The following is a 22,068-nucleotide window of genomic DNA, read 5'->3' as shown; positions in this document are numbered from 1 at the left end:
GGCGTTTACTTCAGTTCGAGCAGCATGGATTCCGGCGCCTCGAGAAAGCCCTTCCAGCGATTGCCGAAGCGCGCGATGGTGCCGCCATCGATGATGCGATGATCGCCGGCCCAGGTAGCGGTAAGGATCGCCCGACTGACCACCTGGCCCAAGGCATCGAAGCGCGGCAGCTGCTGGGTCTTGCCGATGGCGACGATGGCGACTTCCGGAGCGTTGATGATCGGCGATGCGTAGGTGCCGCCGAGCGCGCCGATATTCGACAAACTGATGGTGCCGGCCTGCAGATCCTGCTGAGCAACCCGGCCTTCGCGCGCCGCTTGGGTCAGCCGCGCCACTTCCGCAGCGATCTCCAGAATCGACAGGTTTTCCACCCCCTTGATGTTGGGCACGAGCAAGCCGTTTTGGCTATCCACCGCCATGCCGATATTGCAGCTGGGCTGATAGTGGATCTCGCTGACGTCCTCGCTGACCCGACTGTTGAGAATCGGGAAATCCTTGACTGCCAGCGCCATGGCCTTCATGAAGAACGGCATCAAGGTCAGCCGCAGTTCCCGGGCTTCCGCCTGAGGCTTCAGGCGCTGGCGCAGGGCTAATAGCTCGGTGATATCGATCTCGTCGCCGTAGCTGAAGTGTGGAATGCTGCTGGCGGCCAGGGCCATGCGCTTGGCCATGACCGCCCGGATGCCCTTGATCGGCTCGATCCGAACCTCATCGGAAGCCTTCTTGGCAGCCGGTTCGGTATCGGGCTGTCGGGATTTCCGCGCGGCGCCGGATTCAGCGCCTTCCTGCCAGGCCAGCACATCCTCCTTGAGGACTCGACCGTCCTTGCCGGAGCCGGGGATATCCTCGAGTCTCGCATCGAGTTCCCGCACCAGGCGCCTTACCGCCGGACTGGCGGGAATACGACCATGAGCGGGATCGCTGCCTTGATCGACCTCGGGCTCTTCCGGCTTATGGGACGAAAGAGCTGGCGACGAGCCTTCGTCCGCAGCGGTTTTCGATGTTATCCCGGCGCTGCTTTCTCGCGGCTCATCGTCTCGTTGATCCGCCGCCTTTGCCGGGGAGCCGGCACTTTCCTCACTGCTTGACTCTCCCTCTTCCACCAGGGCAAACAGTGGCGCGTGCACCTTGGCCACCTCGCCTTCCTGATAATACAGCTTGGTGATCTGGCCCTTGTAAGGCGCTGGGATTTCCACCAGGGCCTTGTCGGTCATCACTTCCGCCACGGGCTGGTCTTCCTCGATGACATCGCCTTCCGCCACCAGCCACTTGACCAGCTCGCATTCCACGATGCCTTCGCCGATATCCGGAAGAATAAAATCGCTCATTATTGTGCTCCCCTAACGGGCTTGAAAACTGACCGGCTTAGAAATTGACGCTGGCTTTGATAGCTTCAAAAATCTTGAGGTGATCCGGCATATATTCCTTTTCCAGGGTCAGCGGAAAAGGCGTATCCAGCCCGGTCACTCTCGAGATCGGCGATTCCAGATACAGGAAGCAGTGTTCCTGGATGGTCGCGGCGATCTCCCCGGCGAAGCCGCCGGTCAGCGGCGCCTCGTGGGTTACCAGCAGTCGCCCGGTCTTGAACACGGACTCCGCCACGGTCTCCGCGTCCCAAGGCAGGATGGTGCGCAGGTCGATGATCTCGCAGGAAATACCTTCCTTGTCCGCCAGGTCCGCGGCCTTTTCCGCCATTTCCATCTGTGCGCCCCAGGCCACCAGGGTGATATCGCTGCCTTCCCGAGTAACTTCCGCTTCTCCCAGGGGAAGTTCATAGTCGCTTTCCGGCACCTCGCCGCTGGAAGCGCGATAGAGCCGCTTGGGTTCGAAGAAGATCACCGGATCCGGATCGCGAATGGAAGCCAGCAAGAGCCCCTTGGCCTGATGCGGGTTGCGGGGAATCACCACCTTGAGCCCCGGCGTGTGAGCGAAATAGGCCTCCGGGGACTGGGAGTGATAATGGCCGCCGGAGATGCCGCCGCCATAGGGGGCGCGAATGGTCAGCCCACCCACGTTGAACAGATTGCCGGAGCGATAGCGAAACTTGGCGGTCTCGTTGACGATCTGATCGAAGGCGGGAAAGATGTAATCCGCGAACTGGATTTCCGCCACGGCGATGGAGCCTTGGGACGCCAGGCCGTTGGCGAAGCCGACAATCCCTTGCTCCACCAAGGGGGTATTGAAACAGCGCGCCTTGCCGAACTTCTCCTGCAGGTTGCTGGTGGCGCGAAACACTCCACCGAAGCCGCCCACGTCCTCGCCGAAACACATCACTTTCTCGTCCGCCGCCATGGCGGTATCCAGGGCCTCGTTGATGGCCTGCAGCATGTTTCTCTTCGCCATGTCACGCTTCTCCCTTGGCCGCGATGTTCGTCGAATCCTCAAGCTCGGGTCTTGTATCGTCGAGACTCGTATCGTCCAAGCGATCCGCACTCTTCGGGTAGGCTTCCGGATACTTGCGGATATGCGCCTTGAGCTGCTCGAACTGCGCCTTGAGCGCCGGAGTCGGTCGAGCGTAGACGTCCGTGAACAGGCTATCCAGAGTCGGCGGTGGCAGTTTCTGAGCGCGTTTCATGGTATCCAGCACGTCTTTACGCATATCTTCCTGCAGGGACTTTTCTTCTTCTTCGCTCCACCACTTCTTGGATTCAAGCCAGCGCCGCATGCGCAGGATGGGATCCTTCTCCCGCCAGGCTTCTTCTTCCTTCTTGCTGCGATAGCCGGAGGGATCGTCGGAAGAGGAATGCGCCGCCAGGCGATAGGTCATGGCCTCGATCAATACCGGGTGATGGTGCTTGACCACATGATGACGTGCTTCCAGAGTGGCTTGATACACCGCCAGCAGATCGTTGCCGTCGACGCGGATGACCCGCATCTTGTAGCCGAAGGCCCGGGGCGCCACGCCATCCGCGGCGAACTGCTCCACCGCCGGGGTGGAAATCGCGTAGCCGTTGTTGCGACAGAAGAAGATCACCGGGGCGTGATGCACCGTGGCCATGTTGAGCGCCGCGTGAAAGTCCCCCTCCGAGGCAGCGCCCTCTCCGAAGTACACCAGGGTGCAGTTTTCCTGCCCGGCCATCTTCTGGCCGTAGGCGTAGCCCGCCGCCTGGGGAATCTGGGTGGCCAGCGGCGATGAGATGGTCATGTAGTTGAGCTTGGCGGAGCCGTAATGGATCGGCATCTGTCTGCCCTTGCCGTAATCCTTTTCGTTGCCGAACATCTGGTTCATGAACTCGTCGACGCTGAAACCACGGTAGGCCAGCGCCGCCTGCTCCCGGTACTGGGCCATGATCATGTCGTCGTCGTCCAGGGCTGCGGTACTGCCCACCACCGCGGCTTCTTCCCCGGTGCACTGCATGTAGAAACTCAGCCGTCCCTGACGCTGAGCGGCGAGCATGCGTTCGTCGAGTACCCGGGTGAACAGCATGGCGCGGTAGATGCGCAGCGCCTTTTCCTTGTCCAGCTTGGGCGCTTTGGCGCCGTCGTAAAGGGTGCCATCCTGCTGCAGCAGCTTGAACACCGCGATATGGAATTCGTCGCCATCCATGAATTTCGCTTCATGAATGACGTCTTGACGTTGCTTGGTTGTCATTGTCGCTCTCCCTGGGGATAGACCTGGGGGAATAGTAGTGGGCAGCCGCAGAATCTTTATAAGCCCCTGCTTGCACAGCATAGCCGGGATATCGGATCACGACATCACGGCAGTTTACGTCAACGTAAGATAGCGACTAGAAGGGTAACCTGTATAGCGCTGGAACCAAGACAATAGTCGAAGAAAAGACTAACGGGAAAAAAGATGGCCCAGCCTTTCGAGGCTGCTATCCACCACCAGCGCCAGCAAGGCGATCAATACCGCCCCTTGCAGAATATAGGCGGTATTACCATTGACGATGCCGGCGATGATCGGATCCCCCAGGGTCTTGGCGCCGATGGTGGAACCGATGGCGGCAGTGGCGATGTTGATGGTGATGGAGGTGCGAATGCCCGCAACGATCACCGGCGCCGCCAGGGGAAGCTCTACTCGCCACAAGCGCTGGCGAGGCGACATGCCCATGCCCCGTGCGGCTTCCAGCACCGCGGGCTCAATCCCCTGAATGCCTACCAGGGTATTGCGTACGATGGGCAGCAGCCCGTATAGCAACAGCGCCATGATGGTGGGAACCGTACCGAAACCCAGCCAGGGCACCGCCAGGGCCAGCACCGCTACCGGCGGGAAGGTCTGGCCAATAGACGCCAGCTGGCTGATCAGGGGCAGAAAATCCCGTCCCCAGGGGCGAGTCACCAGAATGGAAGCGCCGACACCGATGATGATCGCCAACAGTGACGCCACTCCCACCACCAGGATATGGCTGATCAACAGGGTCAGCAGACTGTCACGGCTATAGAGTACTTCCCGAGAACTCGGCTCGATGGCGCGCAGCAGAGTTTCCAGCTGGGGCATGCCTAGAATCAAGCCCATCAGCAGCACCAGCCATATCACCGGGAGCAGCCAGGCGGTCAGAGCTCCTGCGCTCCTGGAGAGCGTGGTGGACGTCATGCGATCTCCCCCGTCAGGATATCTTCCAGCATCAGCACACCGACCCGCTTGCGATTGGCATCCACAACGCCAATAAAGTTCAAGCGATACCAAAGCATCAGGGACAGCGCCTGGCGTAGATTGTCATCCGGCCCAACGCTGATGCTGGCCTCCGCTGTCCGGGTGTCTCTAGCCTCAGGGGCTCGCATCACACTCGATACCCGTATCAGACCGGCCTTCTTGAGACCCCGATCCCGCCCGCCAAAAAGAGATTCGACGAAATCATCCTCGGGATGCTGCAGTAAACGCTTCGGCGTGTCCTGCTGCACGATGCGTCCTTGATGCATGACTACGATACGATCCGCGAGCTTGAGGGCCTCATCCATGTCGTGTGTCACGAAGACGATGGTCTTGCGGATCTGCTCCTGAAGATGAAGCAGCTCGTTCTGCAGGGTCTCTCGGGTGATCGGGTCCAAGGCGCCGAAGGGCTCGTCCATCAGCAATATTTCCGGATCAGCCGCCAAGGCCCGGGCCACCCCGACCCGTTGTGCCTGCCCGCCGGAAAGCTGATGCGGAAATTTCTCGGCGAATTCACTCTCATCCAGGGCGAGCAGCTTCATCAGCTCGCTTACCCGGTCGTCGATACGCGACTTGGGCCATTTGAGCAGCCTTGGTACCACCCCGATATTACGGGCCACGTTCCAGTGCGGAAACAGGCCGGTGCTTTGAATGGCATAGCCGATACGACGGCGCAGGGTCTGCGGATTGAAGCTGCGAATCTGTTCACCGTCGATGCGAATCTGGCCGCTGCTATGCTCGATCAGGCGATTGATCATGCGCAGGGTAGTGGATTTACCGCAGCCGGACGTGCCCACCAGCACGCATAGCTCGCCCTGATCGATGGACAGGGTAATATCCTCTACCGCGGTTTCGTTACCGAAGCGCTTGGTAACGCCGTCCAGCTCGATCTGCTTTCGAGAGTCAGCCATTCAGCCTTCCTTTGCGTAAGCTAGCACTCAAGGCGCTAAGCAGCCCGTCGACGATCAAGGCCATCAGTATGATCGGCAGGGCCCCCAGCAGCACCATGTCCATGGCGGCCTGGCCCAGCCCCTGAAAGATGAACGTGCCCAGACCGCCGGCGCCGATCAGCGCCGCCACCGCCGCCAGGCCGATGGCCTGCACGCTGGTGATACGCACGCCCTCGATCATCACCGGTAGCGCCAGCGGCAAACGTACCTGAAGAAAGATCTGCCGGGGGCTCATGCCCATGCCCCGCGCGGATTCGATGAGATTCGCCTCGACCCCGTCCAGCGCCACGTAGGCATTACGGGTCATCGGCAGCAGACTGTAACCGATCAGCGCCAAGAGCGCCGGAGTCCAGCCGATGCCCTGTACGCCCATTTCCCCCAGCCAAGGATAGGTTGCACCCAGCCAGGCCAGCGGCGCCAACAGCAGGCCGAACAGCGCCAGGCTGGGGATGGTCTGGATGATGCTCAGCAGCGAGAAAACTCCCCCCCGCAACGCCTGTGAGCGACGCATGGCAAGACACAGGCCAGCAGCAACAAACAGGCTGATACCCACTGCCGTGCCGACCAGTAGCGCGTGATAGCGCAGCGCCTCGATGAACTGGTCGCTGCGGCTGCGATATTCCTGCATCAAGGAAAGCGGATCGAGCCAGCCGCCGAGGATAGCGGCAAGCGTCGAACCCAGGATCACCAGCCATAGCCCCGCCCAGAGAAAACGCGACAGGCTGAGACGGCCCTTGAGTTCGATCATCATCAGCATCAGCAGAAACAGCATTACCCAGAGCCCGCTTCCCAAACCCACCCGAGCATAGGGCTGATCTTCACCGATGGAAACACTGCTGAACCAGGCAATCCCCCAGGGCATGGCTAGCAACATGAGCGTGACAAGACCTAGGCAGAGCCACAGGCGCCCCTTTGTTTCTTTCCAGGCGAGCAGGATAACGCTGATCGGCAGCAGCGCCAGCAGCATGGCCACGCCAACGCCGACGATATCGATCAGCGAGTAGCCTTGGCCCGCGGCGATCCGATTGGGCTGCACGCTGAGCAGATCCAACCCGAGCAGCGCCAGCACCAGGATCGGCATCAACACCAGCAGGACGCTGTTCCTGGATACCGACCGCGGACCTTTCAACGACTCAATTATCGTCGGCAAGATCATTCGTCCTTGTTGCTATCTTTGCCTTCCGCCGGGTCATCGCTTTTTTCATCGAGAGATGCCAGGAAATCTGCGGCAACCTTGCCCGGGTCCACGCCGTTGACCGCGACTTCGCTATTGAGCTGCTGCAGGGTCTCCAGATCCAGCGCCTCGAAGACCGGCTTGAGATGGGTAACGATTTCCGGCTGAACCTCAAGCACTTCCTCACGCACGATGGGCGCAGGCTGATAGACCGGCTGGACCTGCTTGGTGTCTTCCAGCACGCGCAGGTCGAGGGCCTTCAGACCGCCGTCGGTTCCATAGGCCATGGCGGCATTGACGCCGTTGGTGCCCTGGGCGGCGGCGCGCAGGGTCGCCGCGGTATTGCCACCGGAAAGCACCACCAGTTGGTCGGAATCCAGTTCGAAGTCGTAAGCCTTCTGGAAGGCGGGCAAGGCCACCGGGGATTCGACGAATTCCGCGCTGGCGGCCAGCTTGAAATCGCCACCCTGTTCGAGATAACGGCTCAAATCCTCCAAGGTCTTCAAGTCATGCTCGTCCGCCAGATCGCCGCGCACGCTGATCGCCCAGGTGTTGTTGGCTTTCGCCGGCGTCAGCCATACGATGTTGTTCTTTTCCCGATCGAGCTCCTTGACCTTTTCATAGGCGGCATCCGCGTCTTTCCAGACATCGCTATCGGTCATGTCGAAGAAAAAGGCGCCATTACCGGTATATTCCGGATAGATGTCGATTTCGCCGGCGGTGATCGCCTCGCGCATGATATTGGTAGCGCCCAGCTGCAGGCGGTTTTCTACCTTGACGCCACCATTTTTCAATGCCTGTAGAATCAACTCGCCGAGCACCGCGCCTTCCGTATCGATCTTGGAGGAGACGATCACGGGCTCTTTGGTCTGCCCGTCTGTCTCTTTTTCTTGCTGTTTTTCCTCAGCTTGAGCAGCCCCCAGGCCCACGGCTGCCGCCATCGCCAATGTCGTAACCCACGTCAACATCCTGTTCATTTTTCTTGGCCTTCCGTCAAAGTGTCCATGCAGTATAAGAAAACACTTGGATGATGCCAGACTCATAAAGTCGGATACTGCGACTTAGGTTTCATTTTGAAGGAAATCGCCATGGGGGAAGCACAGGAATGGGCCGCCTGGATGGAGCGTCTCGAACATCCCCTCGTCAGGGATCTGGCATGGTTATGCGTAGCCCCGGATCTTGTCGTCATGCAAAGCGGCGGACGTCCGACCCTGGCGGAACTGGGTCTTGAAGATCAAAATCCTGGCGACCAAAAGCTACGAGAGTTTCTGGAAGCGCAGGATAGCGAACCCCAGCACCTGCAGGTTTACATGCAATCGGCAATCAAGCGTCGCCTGGGACACTATCACGAACGCCTATGGCAGTACCTGCTGACCGTCGCTCCCAATAGCGAGCTGCTGGCGCACAACCTGCCTATTACTCGCGAGCGCACGACGCTTGGAGAACTGGATATTCTCTACCGATCGGAAAACTCGGCCGTTCCGATACACCTGGAAGTGGCGATCAAGTTTTATCTGGGCTTGCCGGAAGGCCCGGAAGACCCTGCCAGCCAGGCACGCTGGATTGGTCCCGGCGGCCTGGACAGTCTGGCAGGCAAGCGCCACCACTTGCATTATCATCAGCTACCCATCGCCGGCTCCGCGGAAGCACGAAACGCCTTGCAACGCTTCACACCGCAGAACAATGGACTGCCCTTCGCGCAGCAGCGGCTCAGTCAACGTATTGCCATGCCCGGCCGGCTGTTCTATCCGTGGCGACCAGCACTGCCGGCGCCCCGCGACGCCTATCCGGATCATCTGCAAGGCAAGTGGCTGAGCTATCGGGACTGGCCCTCTTTTCGCGACAACCTGACGTCGCACGCCTGGGGACACTGGCTGGCCAAACCCCATTGGCTGGCGCCGCCCAGAATCGAGACGCTGCTGCCGATATCCCGCCTCGAGCCCATGATGGCGCAGCATTTTTTTCATCGCGGCTGGCCGCTGGCCCTGGCGCTCTACAGCGAAGCCGACGGCTGGCAGCGCCTGTTTCTGGTCAACGATCGGTGGCCCCCAAGAATTCCGCTGCCTCCGACTCAGTCATCCGCCGTTTTTTCGAGCACCCACTGAGTGCCTTTCCGGGAATCCTTGAGCAGGATACCCAGCGCCGCCAATTCCTCACGGATTCGATCCGCTCGCGCGAAATCCCTGTCTCGCTTGGCTTGGGCGCGATCGTTGATGCGCGACTCGATTTCCGCTTCGCTGAGCGGAAGCGCCGCCCCGCTACCCTTGAGAAAGTTTGCCGGCACCTGATCGAACAGACCGAGAATGCTCCCCAGGCGCTTCAATTCAAAAGCAAGCCCCGGAGCGAGAGTCGGTGTTTCCTGTTTAGCGCGATTGAGCTCCCGGGCCAGATCGAACAATACCGCCAGCGCTTCCGGCGTATTGAAGTCATCGTCCATGGCCGCCTGAAAACGCTGGTGATACTCAGGGGAGATGGATTCCTGTCCCGATGTCACCCCATCCAGCGCGGTATAAAACCGCTCCAGGGATTTGCGCGCCTCAATCAGCGCACCAGGAGCGTAATTGATGGCGCTGCGGTAATGGCTGGCCAGCAGCAGATAGCGCACCACTTCCGGATCATGCACCTCGAGCACTTCGCGGATGGTGAAGAAATTGCCCAGGGACTTGGACATTTTTTCCTGATCGACACGTACCGCGCCGGCGTGCATCCAGGTATTCACGAAGCGCTTGCCGGTGGCAGCCTCGCTCTGAGCGATCTCGTTTTCATGATGCGGGAAGGTCAGATCCGGCCCGCCACCGTGAATGTCGAAGGTATCTCCCAGGCAGCGCGTGGCCATGGCGGAACACTCGATGTGCCAGCCCGGACGCCCTTCGCCCCAGGGAGACGACCAGCTGGCTTCGCCGGGCTTGGCGGCTTTCCACAGCACGAAGTCCAGCGGATCTTCCTTGTGATCGTCCACTTCGACTCGTGCTCCGGCGCGCATCTCGTCCAGATCGCGATTGTTGAGCTTGCCATAGTCGGCGAATTTCCTGACCCGGTAGTAGACGTCCCCATTGGCGGCGGAATAGGCATAGCCTTTTTCCACCAATGTCTCGATCATCGTCAGGATATCCGCGATATGCGCCGTCGCCCGAGGCTCTTGATCCGGAGGCAGCACCTTGAGCCGCGCCTCGTCCTCGCGCATGGCCTTGATCATGCGCTCGGTCAGGGCATCGAAGGGTTCACCGTTTTCCTCCGCACGCTTCAATATCTTGTCATCGATATCGGTGATGTTGCGCACGTAGGTGACGTCGAAGCCCCGGGCGCGCAGATAGCGGGTAATGACGTCGAAGGCCACCATGACCCGGGCGTGGCCGATATGACAGAAGTCATAGACGGTGATACCGCAGACATAGATGCGTACCTTGCCGGGTTCCAGAGGAACGAAGGTTTCCTTGCGTCGCGTCAGCGTATTGTAGATCTGCATATCAGCCCTTCTTCTGGCCTTGCTCATTTTTCTGGATGCGCGCCCAGCCGTCCTTGAGCCCCACGGTGCGATTGAATACCAGATGGCCGTCTCGACTGGCATGGCGATCCGCGCAGAAATAGCCGACTCGCTCGAACTGATAGCGGCTTTCCGGCGCCGCGTCCGCCAGGCTCGGTTCGGCGATACCCTGCACGGTAATCAATGAATCTGGATTCAAATGCGCCAGGAAGTCCGCATCCGCCTCCTTGCTCGGTGCTTCCACCTGAAACAGGTTGTCGTAAAGTCGCACTTCCACCGGCACCCCGCGTTCGGCGCTGACCCAGTGGATCACCCCTTTGACCTTGCGGCCTTCCGGGTTCTTGCCCAGGGTGTCGAAATCGATGCTGCAGTGCAGTTCTCGAATTTCGCCATTATCCTCCTTGAGCACCTCGTCGCAGCGGATCACGTAGGAGTTGCGCAGCCGCACCTCCTTGCCCGGAGCGAGACGAAAGAACTTCTTCGGGGGCGCTTCCATAAAATCGTCGGCGTCGATCCACAGCTCGCGGGTCAAGGGCACCTTGCGAACCGGCATATCCTCCCGCGCCGGATGGCCGGGCACCTCATAGACTTCCTCGTGCCCTTCTTCCACGTTGGTCAGCACCACCTTGAGCGGCTTGAGCACGCACATGGCTCGGGGAGCGTTGTCCTCGAGGTCGCTGCGAATGGCGTGATACAGCATGGCGATATCCACCAGGCCGTCCGCTCGGGTAACGCCAATCATCTCGCAGAACTTGCGAATCGCCGCCGGGGTGTAGCCACGGCGGCGCATGCCGGAGATAGTCGGCATGCGCGGATCATCCCAGCCGTCGACGATGCCTTCGTCCACCAGCAGCTTGAGCTTGCGCTTTGAGGTCAAGGTATAGTTCAGGTTCAGCCGGGCAAACTCGATCTGGCGCGGTCTGGCGGGCACCGGCAGATTGTCGAGAAACCAGTCATAAAGCGGGCGATGATCCTCGAATTCCAGAGTGCAGATCGAATGGGTAATCCCTTCGATGGCGTCGGATTGCCCATGGGTGAAGTCGTAGGACGGGTAGATCTTCCATTTGTCGCCGGTCTGATGGTGGCTGGCATGACGAATGCGATAGAGAATGGGATCGCGCAGGTTGATGTTGCCGGAGGCCATGTCGATCCTGGCCCGCAGTACCTTCTCGCCCTCGGCGTATTCCCCGTTCTTCATGCGCTCCAGCAGGTCGAGATTTTCATCGTTGGAGCGATCCCGGTAGGGGCTTGGGCGACCCGGCTCCGTCAAAGTGCCGCGATACTCCCGAATCTCCTCCGGCGATAGATCGTCCACGTAGGCCTTGCCCTGCTCTACCAGATGTCGAGCCCAGGCGTAGAGCTGATCGAAATAGTCCGAGGCAAAGCGCACCTTGCCGCTCCATTCGAACCCCAGCCAGTGGATATCGTCCTTGATGGCGTCGATATAGGCCTGTTCTTCCTTGGCCGGATTGGTATCGTCGAAGCGCAGATGGCAACGCCCACCGAACTGTTCCGCCAGGCCGAAGTTCAGACAGATCGACTTGGCATGACCTACGTGCAGAAAGCCATTGGGTTCCGGGGGAAAACGGGTCACGATGGTATCCGCCTGACCGGATTCGATTTCCCCGCGAATCTGGTTGCGAATGAAGTTGGGAGCGTTGGTGCTTTCGGTACTCTCGGTGCTCATGGGGATTGTGGGAACCTCGTGATGGATGCGCCGCTGGTTGGCGTAAGGCTGTGGAGCTACGCGCCGGGTGGCAAAACCGTTATTATAGCGTGAGCGCGTCCTGCGAAGCCAAGACGCCCACTCTTTATCCATCGCGAGACTACCATGATCGTTCTACAGACCAATTTTGGCGATATCATCCTGCGCCTGAATGAAGAAAAAGCTCCCAAGACCGTGGAGAACTTTCGCCAGTACGTGCGCGACGGCCATTATGACGGCACCCTGTTCCACCGGGTCATCAAGGGTTTCATGATCCAGGGGGGCGGCTTCGATACGGATTTCGAGCAGAAAGGCACCCGGGCATCGGTGGAAAACGAAGCAGACAACGGCCTCAAGAACACAAAGGGCAGCGTCGCCATGGCTCGGACTCAGGATCCGCACTCCGCCACCGCCCAGTTCTTTATCAACGTCGGAGACAATGATTTCCTCAACCACCGTGGCAAGAATATCCAAGGCTGGGGCTATACGGTTTTCGGTGAGGTCGTCGAGGGCATGGACGTGGTGGAAAGGATCGAGAACGTCGCCACCACCCGTCGCGGCATGCACGCGGACGTCCCGACGGAGGACGTGGTGATCGAGAAGGCTTTCATTGAGGAAGATGCTCAGGAAGAAAGCGGGGATTCATGATCCGACTGATTTCCGATCTTCACCTTCATCCCGGTCAGCCGGCTATTGCCGCCGGCTTCCTGAATTATCTCGAGCGGCAGGCAAGTCAGGCGGAAGCCCTGTATATCCTGGGGGATTTTTTCGAAGCATGGATTGGTGACGATATCCTCGATATCGACGTCGACCACCCCCAGGCGTTGGCCCTGGCGGCGCTTGCCCGCCAGGTGGCTGAGCGCCTCAGGAAGCTGACCAAGAACAGCACTCGGCTATACCTGATGCACGGCAACCGGGATTTCCTGTTGGGGGAGCGCTTCGCCGAGGCCTGTGGCGGGACCCTGCTCGAGGACCCTTCGCTTATCCACTGTGATGGCCAACCTCTGCTGCTGATGCATGGCGACAGCCTGTGCACCCGGGACGAAGCCTATATGCAGTTTCGTGCCCAGGCGCGCAATCCCGCCTGGCAGCAGCAGATTCTCGCCATGCCGCTGGAAGAGCGTCTCCAATTGGCTCAGCAGTTACGCAACCAGTCCGGTGAGTCCAACTCCAACAAGCCCGAAGACATCATGGACGTGACCGAGGATGAGGTGCGCAGAACCATGGTCGAGCACGGGGTGGACATTTTGATCCACGGCCATACGCATCGTCCGGCGGTGCACGAACTGCAACTCGACGGCAAACCGGCCAAGCGCTTTGTGCTGGGGGATTGGCGTCCGGACCAAGGCTGGGAAATCCTGATCGCGGACGGCAAGGCCCCGCGCTTGCAATCGTTTTCCCTTACCGTCTGATTCTTATCATTGAACCCGCAATATCGCGGGCTCAGTAATTGAGCAGAAAATCTGTGAATCAGAGCCGCTTGATCCTGGCTTCCTCGCGCAGATACTCCTGCAAACCGGCGATGGCGATCTGGGCCCGAAGACGCTCCACTAGACGACTCACGCCGGTGACGGTTTCACTATTCACCTCCCCCTGGCTGACTTCGTCCAGGGCGACCAGGGCGACCCCCTGATCTCCTACGGCCTCGCCGTAAATCGTCTGGTCGTCGTTCGCCGGTGCCGGCAAGCGAAAAGCGGCTTCGGCGACGAACCGCGGTGCTTCGGCATTCTGGCGCGTCGCGCCGGTAATACTCTGCCAGTCGATCTCCGGTGTCTCGCCATCCCGCAGCGCCTCGAGACGCGAATCCGCTAGCGCCATCAACGCCTGACGGCGTTTTTCCGCGAGCACCGCCTGGCGCACCCGATCCTCGACCTCCTCGAAGGCCAGGGCAGTCGCCGGACGCTGCTCTGCCACACGCAGCACCATTCGACGATCCTCGTCGAGCTCGATCACTTCGCTGTTATAGCCGTCTTCGAGCACTTCTTTATCGAAGGCGGCCTGCATGACGCCGGGCTCGGAAAGCACGCCCCGATTCACGTCTCGAGAGACCCAGTCACTCTTCTGCAGCTCGACGCCGACGCTGTCCGCGACGCTCTGCAAGTCATCCGCGGCGAAACTTTCGTCGATCAGCCGCTGCACCCGTTCGTTGAACTCGTCCTTGGAGGCGGCCAGAGCGGCTTCCTCACGCAAGCTGTCGCGCAGTTCCTCGAAGGGGGGCAGCTCGACATCCGTCACTTTCAACAGATGCAAGCCGTTATCCGTCTCGACGATATTGGACACCTGGCCTTTGTCCAGGGAAAAGGCCGCGTTCTCGAATTCCTCGCCAAAGAAGCCGCGACTGATCACGCCGAGATCGCCACCTCCACCGCTGGTGGAGGTGTCGTCGGAAAACTCTTCGGCCAGATCGGCGAATTCATCGCCTTGAGCCAGTCTTTCCCGAACCTGCTCCAGACGCTCTCTGGCCTGCTCCTTGCTGCGTTCATCGCCGAAAGTCACCATGATATGGGATACCCGCCGCTCCGCATTGGCGGCGCGCTCGGCATAACGTTCGCGCAGGGCTTGTTCATCAACATCCATGGTTTCCGCCATAGTCTGACGGTCGACGATCACATAGTTGAGCTTGACCTGTTCCGGTCGCTGATAGTCATCACGGTGCGCTTGATAGTAACTTTCGAGGTCCGCTGCACTGACGTCCGGGGCGGCGTCCAGGTCCTGCTCCGTGAGCAGGTGATAACGGAAACTGCGCTGCTGGCCTTGCAGTGTCGCCAGGCGCTCGGCTTCACTGGCCAGACTGAAGGCGCTAGCCGCCAGACCCTGCTGCAGCTGTTGACGCTGCACGTCCACCCGCAGCTGCTGGCGAAAAGCGACGGGGGTGAACCCGGCGCTTGCCAGGCGGTTGCGGAACAGTTCCGTGGAGAAGCGTCCGTCCTGATCCTGAAACTCCGGCAGGGTGACGATCAGCTGATCGAGCTGATCGTCGGATACGTGAAAGCCGCCCTCGTCGACATACTGGTCGATCAGCATTCTGTCGATCAGATCATCGAGTACCTGACGGCGCAGTTGACGCTCCTGGTCCGCCGGCACCTGACCGCTGCGAATGGCTCGCTGCACCTCCAGCTCGACTTGCTGACGGGTAATCGCTTCACCATTGACCTTGGCGACCTCATCGCCGCCGCCGGAGAAGAGCCCTACCAGCGACTCGACGCCGAACAGCGACAGCGTCACCACGATGGCTCCAATAATGATCTTGGCGCCCCAACTGCTGGCGCGATTCCGAATACTCTGCAGCATGCTGGCCTCGGAGGAAAATGACATGAAAAAGGCGCACCGCTTGAACGATGCGCCTGATGACAAGGGTTTCATATCGCCGAGGCCTTGATGCAACGGCGATAAAGTGAATCAATGACACTCACCGATACCGTCCTCGATACCCTCGATCTACTTGGCTTACGTGTCGTTGATCCACGTAGCCGATTCGCTCGAGCGACTCGCTTAGTTGACCGAGTCCTTGAGCGCTTTACCCGCCTTGAAGCTGGGTACCTTGGCGGCACTGATCTGGATCGGCTTACCGGTCTGAGGGTTACGACCGGTACGCGCGGCACGCTCTTTGACGGAAAAAGTACCAAACCCCACCAGTGAGACACTGTCGCCCTTTTTGAGGGTTTCGGTAACGCTATCTACCATGGCGTCGAGAGCACGGCTGGCGGCGGCCTTGGGAATGTCCGCGGATGCGGCGATAGCTTCGATCAGCTCGGATTTGTTCACTCTTCACCCCTTAAATATAACGAAAATGACTGAAAATCGACAACGACTTATTAACGTCTTATGCGATTGTATCAGTGTGCCTTTTATAGCAATCAAGCAAAAGTACTGTCAAGCTAATACCTGCCGAAAACCCCGGCATGCCAAGGTTTCACCCTTGGCATGATTCTCTATTGTAGTCAATGCGTACTGACCATTGTTTGTACTGGAGCGGTGTCTTCGGATCGCTTTTCGTCAGTTTGCGCATCGGTGTTCGTGACTAAAATAGCATCGAGCACTTCGTCTATCCAAGCCATTGGCTTGATCTCCAGCGCATCCTTGATGTTATCCGGCACTTCCTTGAGGTCGCGACGATTCTCCTCGGGAATGAGGACCGTCTTTATACCACCCCGCCTGGCTGCCAGCAATTTCTCCTTCAGCCCGCCGATAGGCATGACCTCACCACGCAGATTGACTTCGCCGGTCATGGCAACGTCGCAGCGCACCGGGCGCCCCGTATAGGCGGAGACCATCGCCGTCACCATGGCGATGCCGGCACTGGGGCCATCCTTGGGGGTCGCCCCTTCCGGCACGTGAATATGCAGATCTTCCTTCTCGAAGCGCTCCGGATCAATACCCAGAGATAGCGCCCGCGCGCGTACCACGGTGTGAGCGGCGCTGACGGATTCTTTCATCACGTCGCCAAGGGAGCCGGTCTTGTTGATACGCCCTTTGCCCGGCGTGACCACGGACTCGATATTGAGCAGTTCCCCGCCCACGGAAGTCCAGGCAAGCCCGGTCACGCGGCCCACCTGGTTTTCCCGATCCGCCAGCCCATAGCTGTAACGCCGCACACCGGCATGGGTTTCGATATCTTCCGCCGCTAGGGTCTGAGGCGCCTGCGCGCCTTCCTTGCCCTGAATTTCCAGGCGTTTGCGCAATACCTTGCGGCAGACCTTGGCGATCTGACGTTCCAGCTCACGCACCCCGGCTTCCCGGCTGTAGTATCGGATCAATTCCAGCAGCGAAGCGTCGCTGAACGTGAGCTCGTCATCCTTGAGGCCATTGGCCTTGAGTTGCTTGGGCACCAGATACCGCTTGGCGATCGCCAGTTTTTCATCTTCCGTGTAGCCCGGCAGACGAATGATCTCCATACGATCCAGCAAGGGGCCAGGAATATTCATCGAGTTGGCGGTACAGATGAACATGGTTTCGGACAGATCATAGTCCAGCTCGAGATAATGATCGCTGAACTTGTCGTTCTGCTCCGGGTCGAGCACTTCCAGCAGTGCCGATGCCGGATCACCACGATGATCCATACCGATCTTGTCGACTTCATCCAGCAGGAACAGCGGGTTCTTTACCCCCGCCTTGCTCATCCGCTGCACCATCTTGCCCGGCAGCGAGCCGATATAGGTACGTCGGTGCCCGCGAATCTCGGATTCATCTCGTACTCCGCCAAGAGCCAGACGCACGTACTTGCGATTGGTCGCACGAGCGATCGACTGACCCAGGGAAGTCTTGCCGACCCCGGGCGGCCCCACCAGACAAAGTACCGGCCCCTTGAGTTTCTTGACCCGCTTCTGGACCGCCAGATACTCGAGAATACGCTCCTTGACTTCTTCCAGGCCATAGTGATCCTCGTCCAGCACCTCAGCGGCACGCGCCAGATCATGCTTGACCCGGGTGCGTTTTTTCCAAGGTACCGCCACCAGCCAATCCAGATAGGAGCGCACGACGGTGGCTTCCGCGGAACTCGGCGCCATCATCTTGAGCTTGGCCAGCTCCTGGTTGGCCTTGTCCTGCGCCTCCTTGGGCATGCCGGCGGCCTTGATCGCCTGCTCGTACTTCTCCGCCTCGTTGGGAACGTCGTCGAGCTCACCCATTTCCTTCTGGATGGCTTTCATCTGTTCGTTGAGATAATACTCGCGCTGGGACTTCTCCATCTGTTCCTTGACCCGTACGCGAATCCGCTTTTCCACCTGCAGAAGGTCGATTTCGGACTCGATCAGGGCCATCAGATGCTCGATGCGATCCCGCACGCGATCCATTTCCAGCAACTGCTGCTTATCGTCGATCTTGAGGGACAAGTGCGCACAGATGGTATCCACCAGACGGCTGGGATCCTCGATACCGGAAAGAGAATTGAGCACCTCGTTGGGGACTTTCTTGGATAGCTTGACGTACTGCTCGAACTGATTGAGCAGGACACGCACCAGGGATTCCTGTTCGCGCTCGGACAGAGGCTCACTGTTTCGCAGCACTACCTCGGCAAGGCTGTAGCCCGCTTCGGCCATCTTGATCGAACCGACGTCGACTCGCGCGGCGCCTTCGATCAAGACCTTGACGGTACCGTCCGGCAGCTTGAGCAGTTGCATGATTTCCGCGACGGTACCTACGGAAAACAGATCGATACCTTCGGGATCATCGTGGCCTGCCTCACGCTGGGCCACCAGCAGCACGCGCTTGTCCGTATTCATGGCGGCATCGAGGGCTTGAATCGATTTCTCGCGCCCCACGAACAAAGGAATGACCATCTGTGGATATACCACGACATCGCGCAGCGGCAATAAAGGCAGACTAAAGGTCTGTTCAGCTTTCTGCTGCATCGCAGAGATTCCTCACAATCAGGGATTGGTCATGTGATGGGGGCACAGGCGGTGCATTCCAAGCGCTTACCCAGGATATGACTATTCATGTCATGAACCAATCGTGCCATGAAAAAAGGGCCGCAGGCGCGGCCCCTTTTTATACTGCGGGTGCCATCAACCGCTCTTGTTGGCGACCTTGCTGTTTTCCTGATGGGAATAGATCAACAGCGGTTCGCTTTCGCCGGCAATGACGGATTCATCGATAACCACTTTCGACACACCTTCTAGGGAAGGAATTTCGTACATGGTGTCCAGCAGCACGGACTCGAGAATCGAGCGCAGGCCGCGGGCGCCCGTCTTGCGCGTCATCGCCCTGGTCGCCACGGCGCGCAGGGCATCCTCGCGGAAATCGAGCTCGACGCCTTCCATCTCGAACAGTTTGGCGTATTGCTTGATCAGCGAGTTCTTCGGCTGGGTAAGGATCTGGACCAGCGCATCCTCGGTCAGCTCCGTCAGGGTGGCGATGACCGGCAGGCGGCCGACGAACTCGGGAATCAATCCGAACTTGACCAGATCTTCCGGTTCGACGCCGGTCAGGATGTCGCCGATACCCTTGCTTGTATCCTTGCTTTTCACCGTGGCGCTAAAACCGATGCCGCCTTTTTCCGAGCGATCGCGGATGACCTTTTCCAGGCCGGCAAAGGCGCCGCCCACGATGAACAGGATGTTGCCAGTATCCACCTGCAGAAATTCCTGCTGGGGATGCTTGCGCCCGCCCTGAGGCGGTACCGAAGCGGTGGTACCTTCGATCAGCTTGAGAAGCGCCTGCTGAACCCCCTCACCGGAAACATCACGGGTAATGGAAGGATTGTCGGACTTGCGCGAAATCTTGTCGATCTCGTCGATATAGACGATACCTTTCTGCGCTTTCTCGACGTCGTAGTCGCATTTCTGCAGCAGCTTCTGAATGATGTTTTCCACATCCTCGCCGACGTAGCCCGCTTCGGTCAGAGTCGTCGCATCGGCGATGGTGAAAGGCACATTGAGCAGACGCGCGAGAGTCTCTGCAAGCAGCGTCTTGCCGCTTCCGGTGGGACCGATCAGCAGAATGTTCGACTTGCTGAGCTCAACTTCATCGTTTTTCACCTCCGCACGCAACCGCTTGTAGTGGTTGTATACGGCAACGGACAGCACCATCTTGGCGCGATCCTGCCCAATGACGTAATCATCGAGGGTGTGGCGGATCTCCCGAGGCGCCGGCAGGCGATCCTCGTCTCCCTCGGCCTCGGCCTCGGTCACTTCTTCACGAATGATGTCGTTGCATAGATCGACGCATTCATCGCAGATATAGACGGAGGGTCCAGCGATCAGCTTGCGCACTTCGTTCTGGTTCTTGCCGCAGAACGAGCAGTACAGCAGCTTGCCGCTTTCGTCTTTGCTTTTGCCGTCGGCCATTCGCGTACCTCTTGACGGATGGCGGCGCAGAGCCGCCTGAGTTATCAATCGTAGTTAGAGACGTAGCTAGAAACTTGCTTTCACGCTATCAGGATGTTGGACGTTTATCCAGTACAGCATCGATCAAACCATATTCGGCTGCCTGAGCCCCGTTCATGAAGTTATCGCGATCCGTATCCTTTGAAATAGTCTCTATGTCTTGTCCGGTATGGTGCGCCAGAATCTGGTTGAGCTTGTGGCGAATACTCAGGATTTCCCTGGTATGAATCTCGATATCCGAGGCCTGACCCTGATAGCCCCCCAAGGGCTGATGAATCATCATTCGCGAATTAGGCAGGCAATAACGCTTGTTGGCGGCGCCGCCGGCCAGCAGCAATGCGCCCATGCTTGCCGCCTGGCCAATGCATAGGGTGGAAATGTCCGGCCTGACAAACTGCATGGTGTCATAGATCGACATGCCTGCGGTTACCGAGCCGCCGGGAGAATTGATATAAAGATGAATATCCTTGTCCGGATTCTCGGATTCCAGAAACAAGAGCTGAGCGACCACCAGGTTGGCCATGTAGTCTTCCACTGGCCCCACCAGAAAGATGACTCGCTCCTTGAGCAGACGCGAATAGATATCATAGGCGCGCTCGCCTCGTGCGCTCTGCTCCACCACCATCGGTACCAGGCCGCCGGCGGCTTGAATATCGAACTCGTTGCCCATCTGTTGACGTCCTTTAATGCGATGACTGAATAGCGCCCTGGGAAGGACGGCTTGAGGAAGGCAAACCCGACCTTCGACGAATCGAGACAGGCCGGGTTGAAAAGAATTGACTCGCCTCAGGATTTATCGGTTTCTTCCTGGGCCGCCTCTTCTTCCTCCTTATCTTCCTCGTTTTGCTGCTGGGCGGCCTTGAGCAGCTCTTCATAGCTCATCTCGACATCGCTGACATTGGCCTGCTCGAGCAGCTTGTCGACGGCCTTTTCCTCGAGAATCGCCGACTTGACCTGATTCTTGAGCTGGTCGTTGCCCATATAATGATCGACCACCTGCTGGGGTTCTTGATACTGCTGGGCCAATTCCTCTACTTTGGCCTTGGTTTCTTCGTCATCGGCGTCGATTTCGTGGGCCTTTATGACCTCCGCCAGCAGCAGACCGACCTGCACGCGGCTTTTGGCCTGCTCGGCGAAGAGCTCGTTAGGCAACTGTGATACATCAAAATCCTCGCCCATGCCGAACTGCTGAGCGGCCTGACGCTTGAGCCCCTCGCACTCCTGGTCGATCAATGCCTGCGGAACATCGATGTCATTCGCGTTCTTGAGGGCTTCGAGCACCTGCTGCTTGACACGATTGTCGACGGCTTGAGCCGCCTCGCGCTGCATGTTCTTGGTCACCTCGGCGCGAAACGCTTCAATGCCACCTTCTTCGACACCGAACTGTTTGATGAATTCCTCATCCAGTTCGGCGAGTTCCTGAGCGCTGACCTTGTGCACCTTGATCTCGAAGGTCGCTTCCTGGCCGGCAAGATGCTCCGCCTGGTAATCCTCGGGGAAGGTAACGTCAATGCGTGGCTCGTCACCCGCCTTGGCACCCACCAACTGTTCCTCGAAGCCAGGAATCAAACTATTGGAACCCAATACCAGATCGTGTCCTTCCGCGCTGCCGCCTTCAAAGGGCTCATCCCCCAGGAAACCCTGGAAATCGATGGTAATCCGATCGCCATCCTGCGCAGCGCGATCGACTTCCTGCCAGGAAGCATGCTGCTTGCGCAGGGTTTCGATCATCTGATCCACGTCCGCGTCACTGATCTCGACCTGGGGACGCTCGACGTCCACACCCTCGATACCCTTCAGTTCAATTTCGGGATAGATTTCAAGCACCGCAACGAACTCGAGATCCTTGCCGGACTCATTGACCAGCGGCTCGATATGCGGGTAGCCCGCGGGATTCAAGCTTTCCTGAGTGATCGCCTGGACATAGCGCTCACGCATTACTTCGCCCACCACTTCGTTGCGCACGTCGCGACCAAAGCGCTGGCGAACTACCGCCATGGGCACCTTGCCTTGACGAAAGCCGTTCAAGCGAACGTTCTTGGCAGTGTCCTTGAGACGGGCCACCACGGCTTGGTCAACCTCTTGGGCCGGCACCTGAACCTTGACACGGCGCTCGATCTGGGAGGTCGTTTCGACGGAAACTTGCATGAATAGTCCTCTACCGACTGGGGCGTTCTGTTGAATGCGTAAAAAGCTCAAGAGAGCAATTCTAAGAATCCTGGCCTGCGCTGGCAAGCGCGATACTGCCAGGTAGTGGGGGCACAGCGGGGATTTACAAGGGATAAGGTTGCAATAGTGCGGAATATCGACAAGAAAACAGCAAGCCGAGTCGGTC

At 58.9% G+C, this 22,068-nt stretch carries 18 protein-coding genes; 3 read left to right on the top strand and 15 right to left on the bottom strand.

Translation table 11 applies throughout. From position 1 onward, the window contains the following. Positions 1-5: 5 nt before the first annotated feature. The 7 genes from FGL86_RS12845 to osmF form a co-directional block, all read right to left on the bottom strand. Positions 6-1,328 (bottom strand): 2-oxo acid dehydrogenase subunit E2, encoded by a 1,323-nt coding sequence (locus tag FGL86_RS12845; protein WP_147184916.1) that lies wholly within the window; start codon positions 1,326-1,328, stop codon positions 6-8. A 37-nt stretch (positions 1,329-1,365) separates the two neighbouring features. Next, positions 1,366-2,343, bottom strand: a complete 978-nt coding sequence (locus tag FGL86_RS12840) for an alpha-ketoacid dehydrogenase subunit beta (protein WP_147184915.1) — start codon at positions 2,341-2,343, stop codon at positions 1,366-1,368. Between the two features lies 1 nt (position 2,344). After that, positions 2,345-3,592, bottom strand: a complete 1,248-nt coding sequence (locus tag FGL86_RS12835; RefSeq protein WP_147184914.1) for a thiamine pyrophosphate-dependent dehydrogenase E1 component subunit alpha — start codon at positions 3,590-3,592, stop codon at positions 2,345-2,347. A 189-nt stretch (positions 3,593-3,781) separates the two neighbouring features. Beyond that, positions 3,782-4,537, bottom strand: a complete 756-nt coding sequence (locus FGL86_RS12830) for an ABC transporter permease (RefSeq protein ID WP_186764405.1) — start codon at positions 4,535-4,537, stop codon at positions 3,782-3,784. Further along, positions 4,534-5,505 carry an ABC transporter ATP-binding protein gene (locus FGL86_RS12825; RefSeq protein WP_147184913.1) on the bottom strand — a complete coding sequence of 324 codons (972 nt, stop codon included), beginning with the start codon at positions 5,503-5,505 and terminating at the stop codon, positions 4,534-4,536. The genes FGL86_RS12830 and FGL86_RS12825 overlap by 4 nt, the downstream gene beginning before the upstream one ends. Beyond that, the gene (locus FGL86_RS12820) at positions 5,498-6,694 is read right to left on the bottom strand and encodes an ABC transporter permease (protein WP_246131623.1); all 1,197 of its coding nucleotides are present in this window, start codon (positions 6,692-6,694) and stop codon (positions 5,498-5,500) included. Before FGL86_RS12820 ends, FGL86_RS12825 begins: the two co-directional genes overlap by 8 nt. 2 nt (positions 6,695-6,696) lie before the next feature. Further along, a complete protein-coding gene (gene osmF, locus FGL86_RS12815; RefSeq protein WP_246131622.1) occupies positions 6,697-7,659 on the bottom strand; it encodes a glycine betaine ABC transporter substrate-binding protein OsmF in 963 nt (320 codons plus the stop codon). Positions 7,660-7,806: 147 nt separating this feature from the next. On the opposite strand from osmF, the gene FGL86_RS12810 reads away from it, so the two are divergent. Next, positions 7,807-8,823, top strand: coding sequence for a DUF1853 family protein (locus FGL86_RS12810; RefSeq protein ID WP_147184910.1), 1,017 nt, complete (start codon positions 7,807-7,809; stop codon positions 8,821-8,823). Here the strand turns inward: FGL86_RS12810 and cysS are convergent. After that, complete coding sequence (gene cysS, locus FGL86_RS12805; protein ID WP_147184909.1) at positions 8,790-10,184, bottom strand: cysteine--tRNA ligase; 1,395 nt, start codon at positions 10,182-10,184, stop codon at positions 8,790-8,792. The two genes, FGL86_RS12810 and cysS, sit on opposite strands and share 34 nt — an antisense overlap. Before the next feature lies 1 nt (position 10,185). Continuing rightward, positions 10,186-11,889 (bottom strand): glutamine--tRNA ligase/YqeY domain fusion protein, encoded by a 1,704-nt coding sequence (locus tag FGL86_RS12800; RefSeq protein WP_147184908.1) that lies wholly within the window; start codon positions 11,887-11,889, stop codon positions 10,186-10,188. Positions 11,890-12,033: 144 nt separating this feature from the next. Between FGL86_RS12800 and FGL86_RS12795 the strand changes: the two genes are divergently transcribed. After that, on the top strand, positions 12,034-12,555 hold the full coding sequence (locus tag FGL86_RS12795; protein ID WP_147184907.1) for a peptidylprolyl isomerase: 522 nt from the start codon (positions 12,034-12,036) through the stop codon (positions 12,553-12,555). Next, entirely contained in the window at positions 12,552-13,319 is a 768-nt protein-coding gene (locus FGL86_RS12790) for a UDP-2,3-diacylglucosamine diphosphatase (RefSeq protein WP_147184906.1), read from the top strand. The genes FGL86_RS12795 and FGL86_RS12790 overlap by 4 nt, the downstream gene beginning before the upstream one ends. Positions 13,320-13,377: 58 nt before the next feature. On the opposite strand, the gene FGL86_RS12785 is transcribed toward FGL86_RS12790, so the two are convergent. From FGL86_RS12785 to tig, 6 genes are all read right to left on the bottom strand, one after another. Beyond that, on the bottom strand, positions 13,378-15,222 hold the full coding sequence (locus tag FGL86_RS12785; RefSeq protein ID WP_342780038.1) for a SurA N-terminal domain-containing protein: 1,845 nt from the start codon (positions 15,220-15,222) through the stop codon (positions 13,378-13,380). A 177-nt stretch (positions 15,223-15,399) separates the two neighbouring features. Further along, complete coding sequence (gene hupB / locus FGL86_RS12780; RefSeq protein WP_147184905.1) at positions 15,400-15,672, bottom strand: nucleoid-associated protein HU-beta; 273 nt, start codon at positions 15,670-15,672, stop codon at positions 15,400-15,402. A 176-nt stretch (positions 15,673-15,848) separates the two neighbouring features. After that, on the bottom strand, positions 15,849-18,257 hold the full coding sequence (lon, locus tag FGL86_RS12775) for an endopeptidase La (RefSeq protein WP_147184904.1): 2,409 nt from the start codon (positions 18,255-18,257) through the stop codon (positions 15,849-15,851). Positions 18,258-18,413: 156 nt separating this feature from the next. Then, positions 18,414-19,694: an ATP-dependent Clp protease ATP-binding subunit ClpX gene (gene clpX, locus FGL86_RS12770; protein WP_147184903.1), complete on the bottom strand. Its 1,281-nt coding sequence runs from the start codon at positions 19,692-19,694 to the stop codon at positions 18,414-18,416. An 88-nt stretch (positions 19,695-19,782) separates the two neighbouring features. Beyond that, a complete protein-coding gene (clpP, locus tag FGL86_RS12765; RefSeq protein WP_147184902.1) occupies positions 19,783-20,403 on the bottom strand; it encodes an ATP-dependent Clp endopeptidase proteolytic subunit ClpP in 621 nt (206 codons plus the stop codon). A gap of 116 nt (positions 20,404-20,519) precedes the next feature. Continuing rightward, on the bottom strand, positions 20,520-21,881 hold the full coding sequence (gene tig / locus FGL86_RS12760) for a trigger factor (protein WP_147184901.1): 1,362 nt from the start codon (positions 21,879-21,881) through the stop codon (positions 20,520-20,522). Positions 21,882-22,068 lie beyond the last annotated feature (187 nt).

The sequence above is a fragment of the Pistricoccus aurantiacus genome, assembly GCF_007954585.1.
Lineage (GTDB): Bacteria > Pseudomonadota > Gammaproteobacteria > Pseudomonadales > Halomonadaceae > Pistricoccus > Pistricoccus aurantiacus.
Note: the sequence above shows the minus strand (reverse complement) of the source record. Positions and strands in the feature narration are given on the sequence as shown.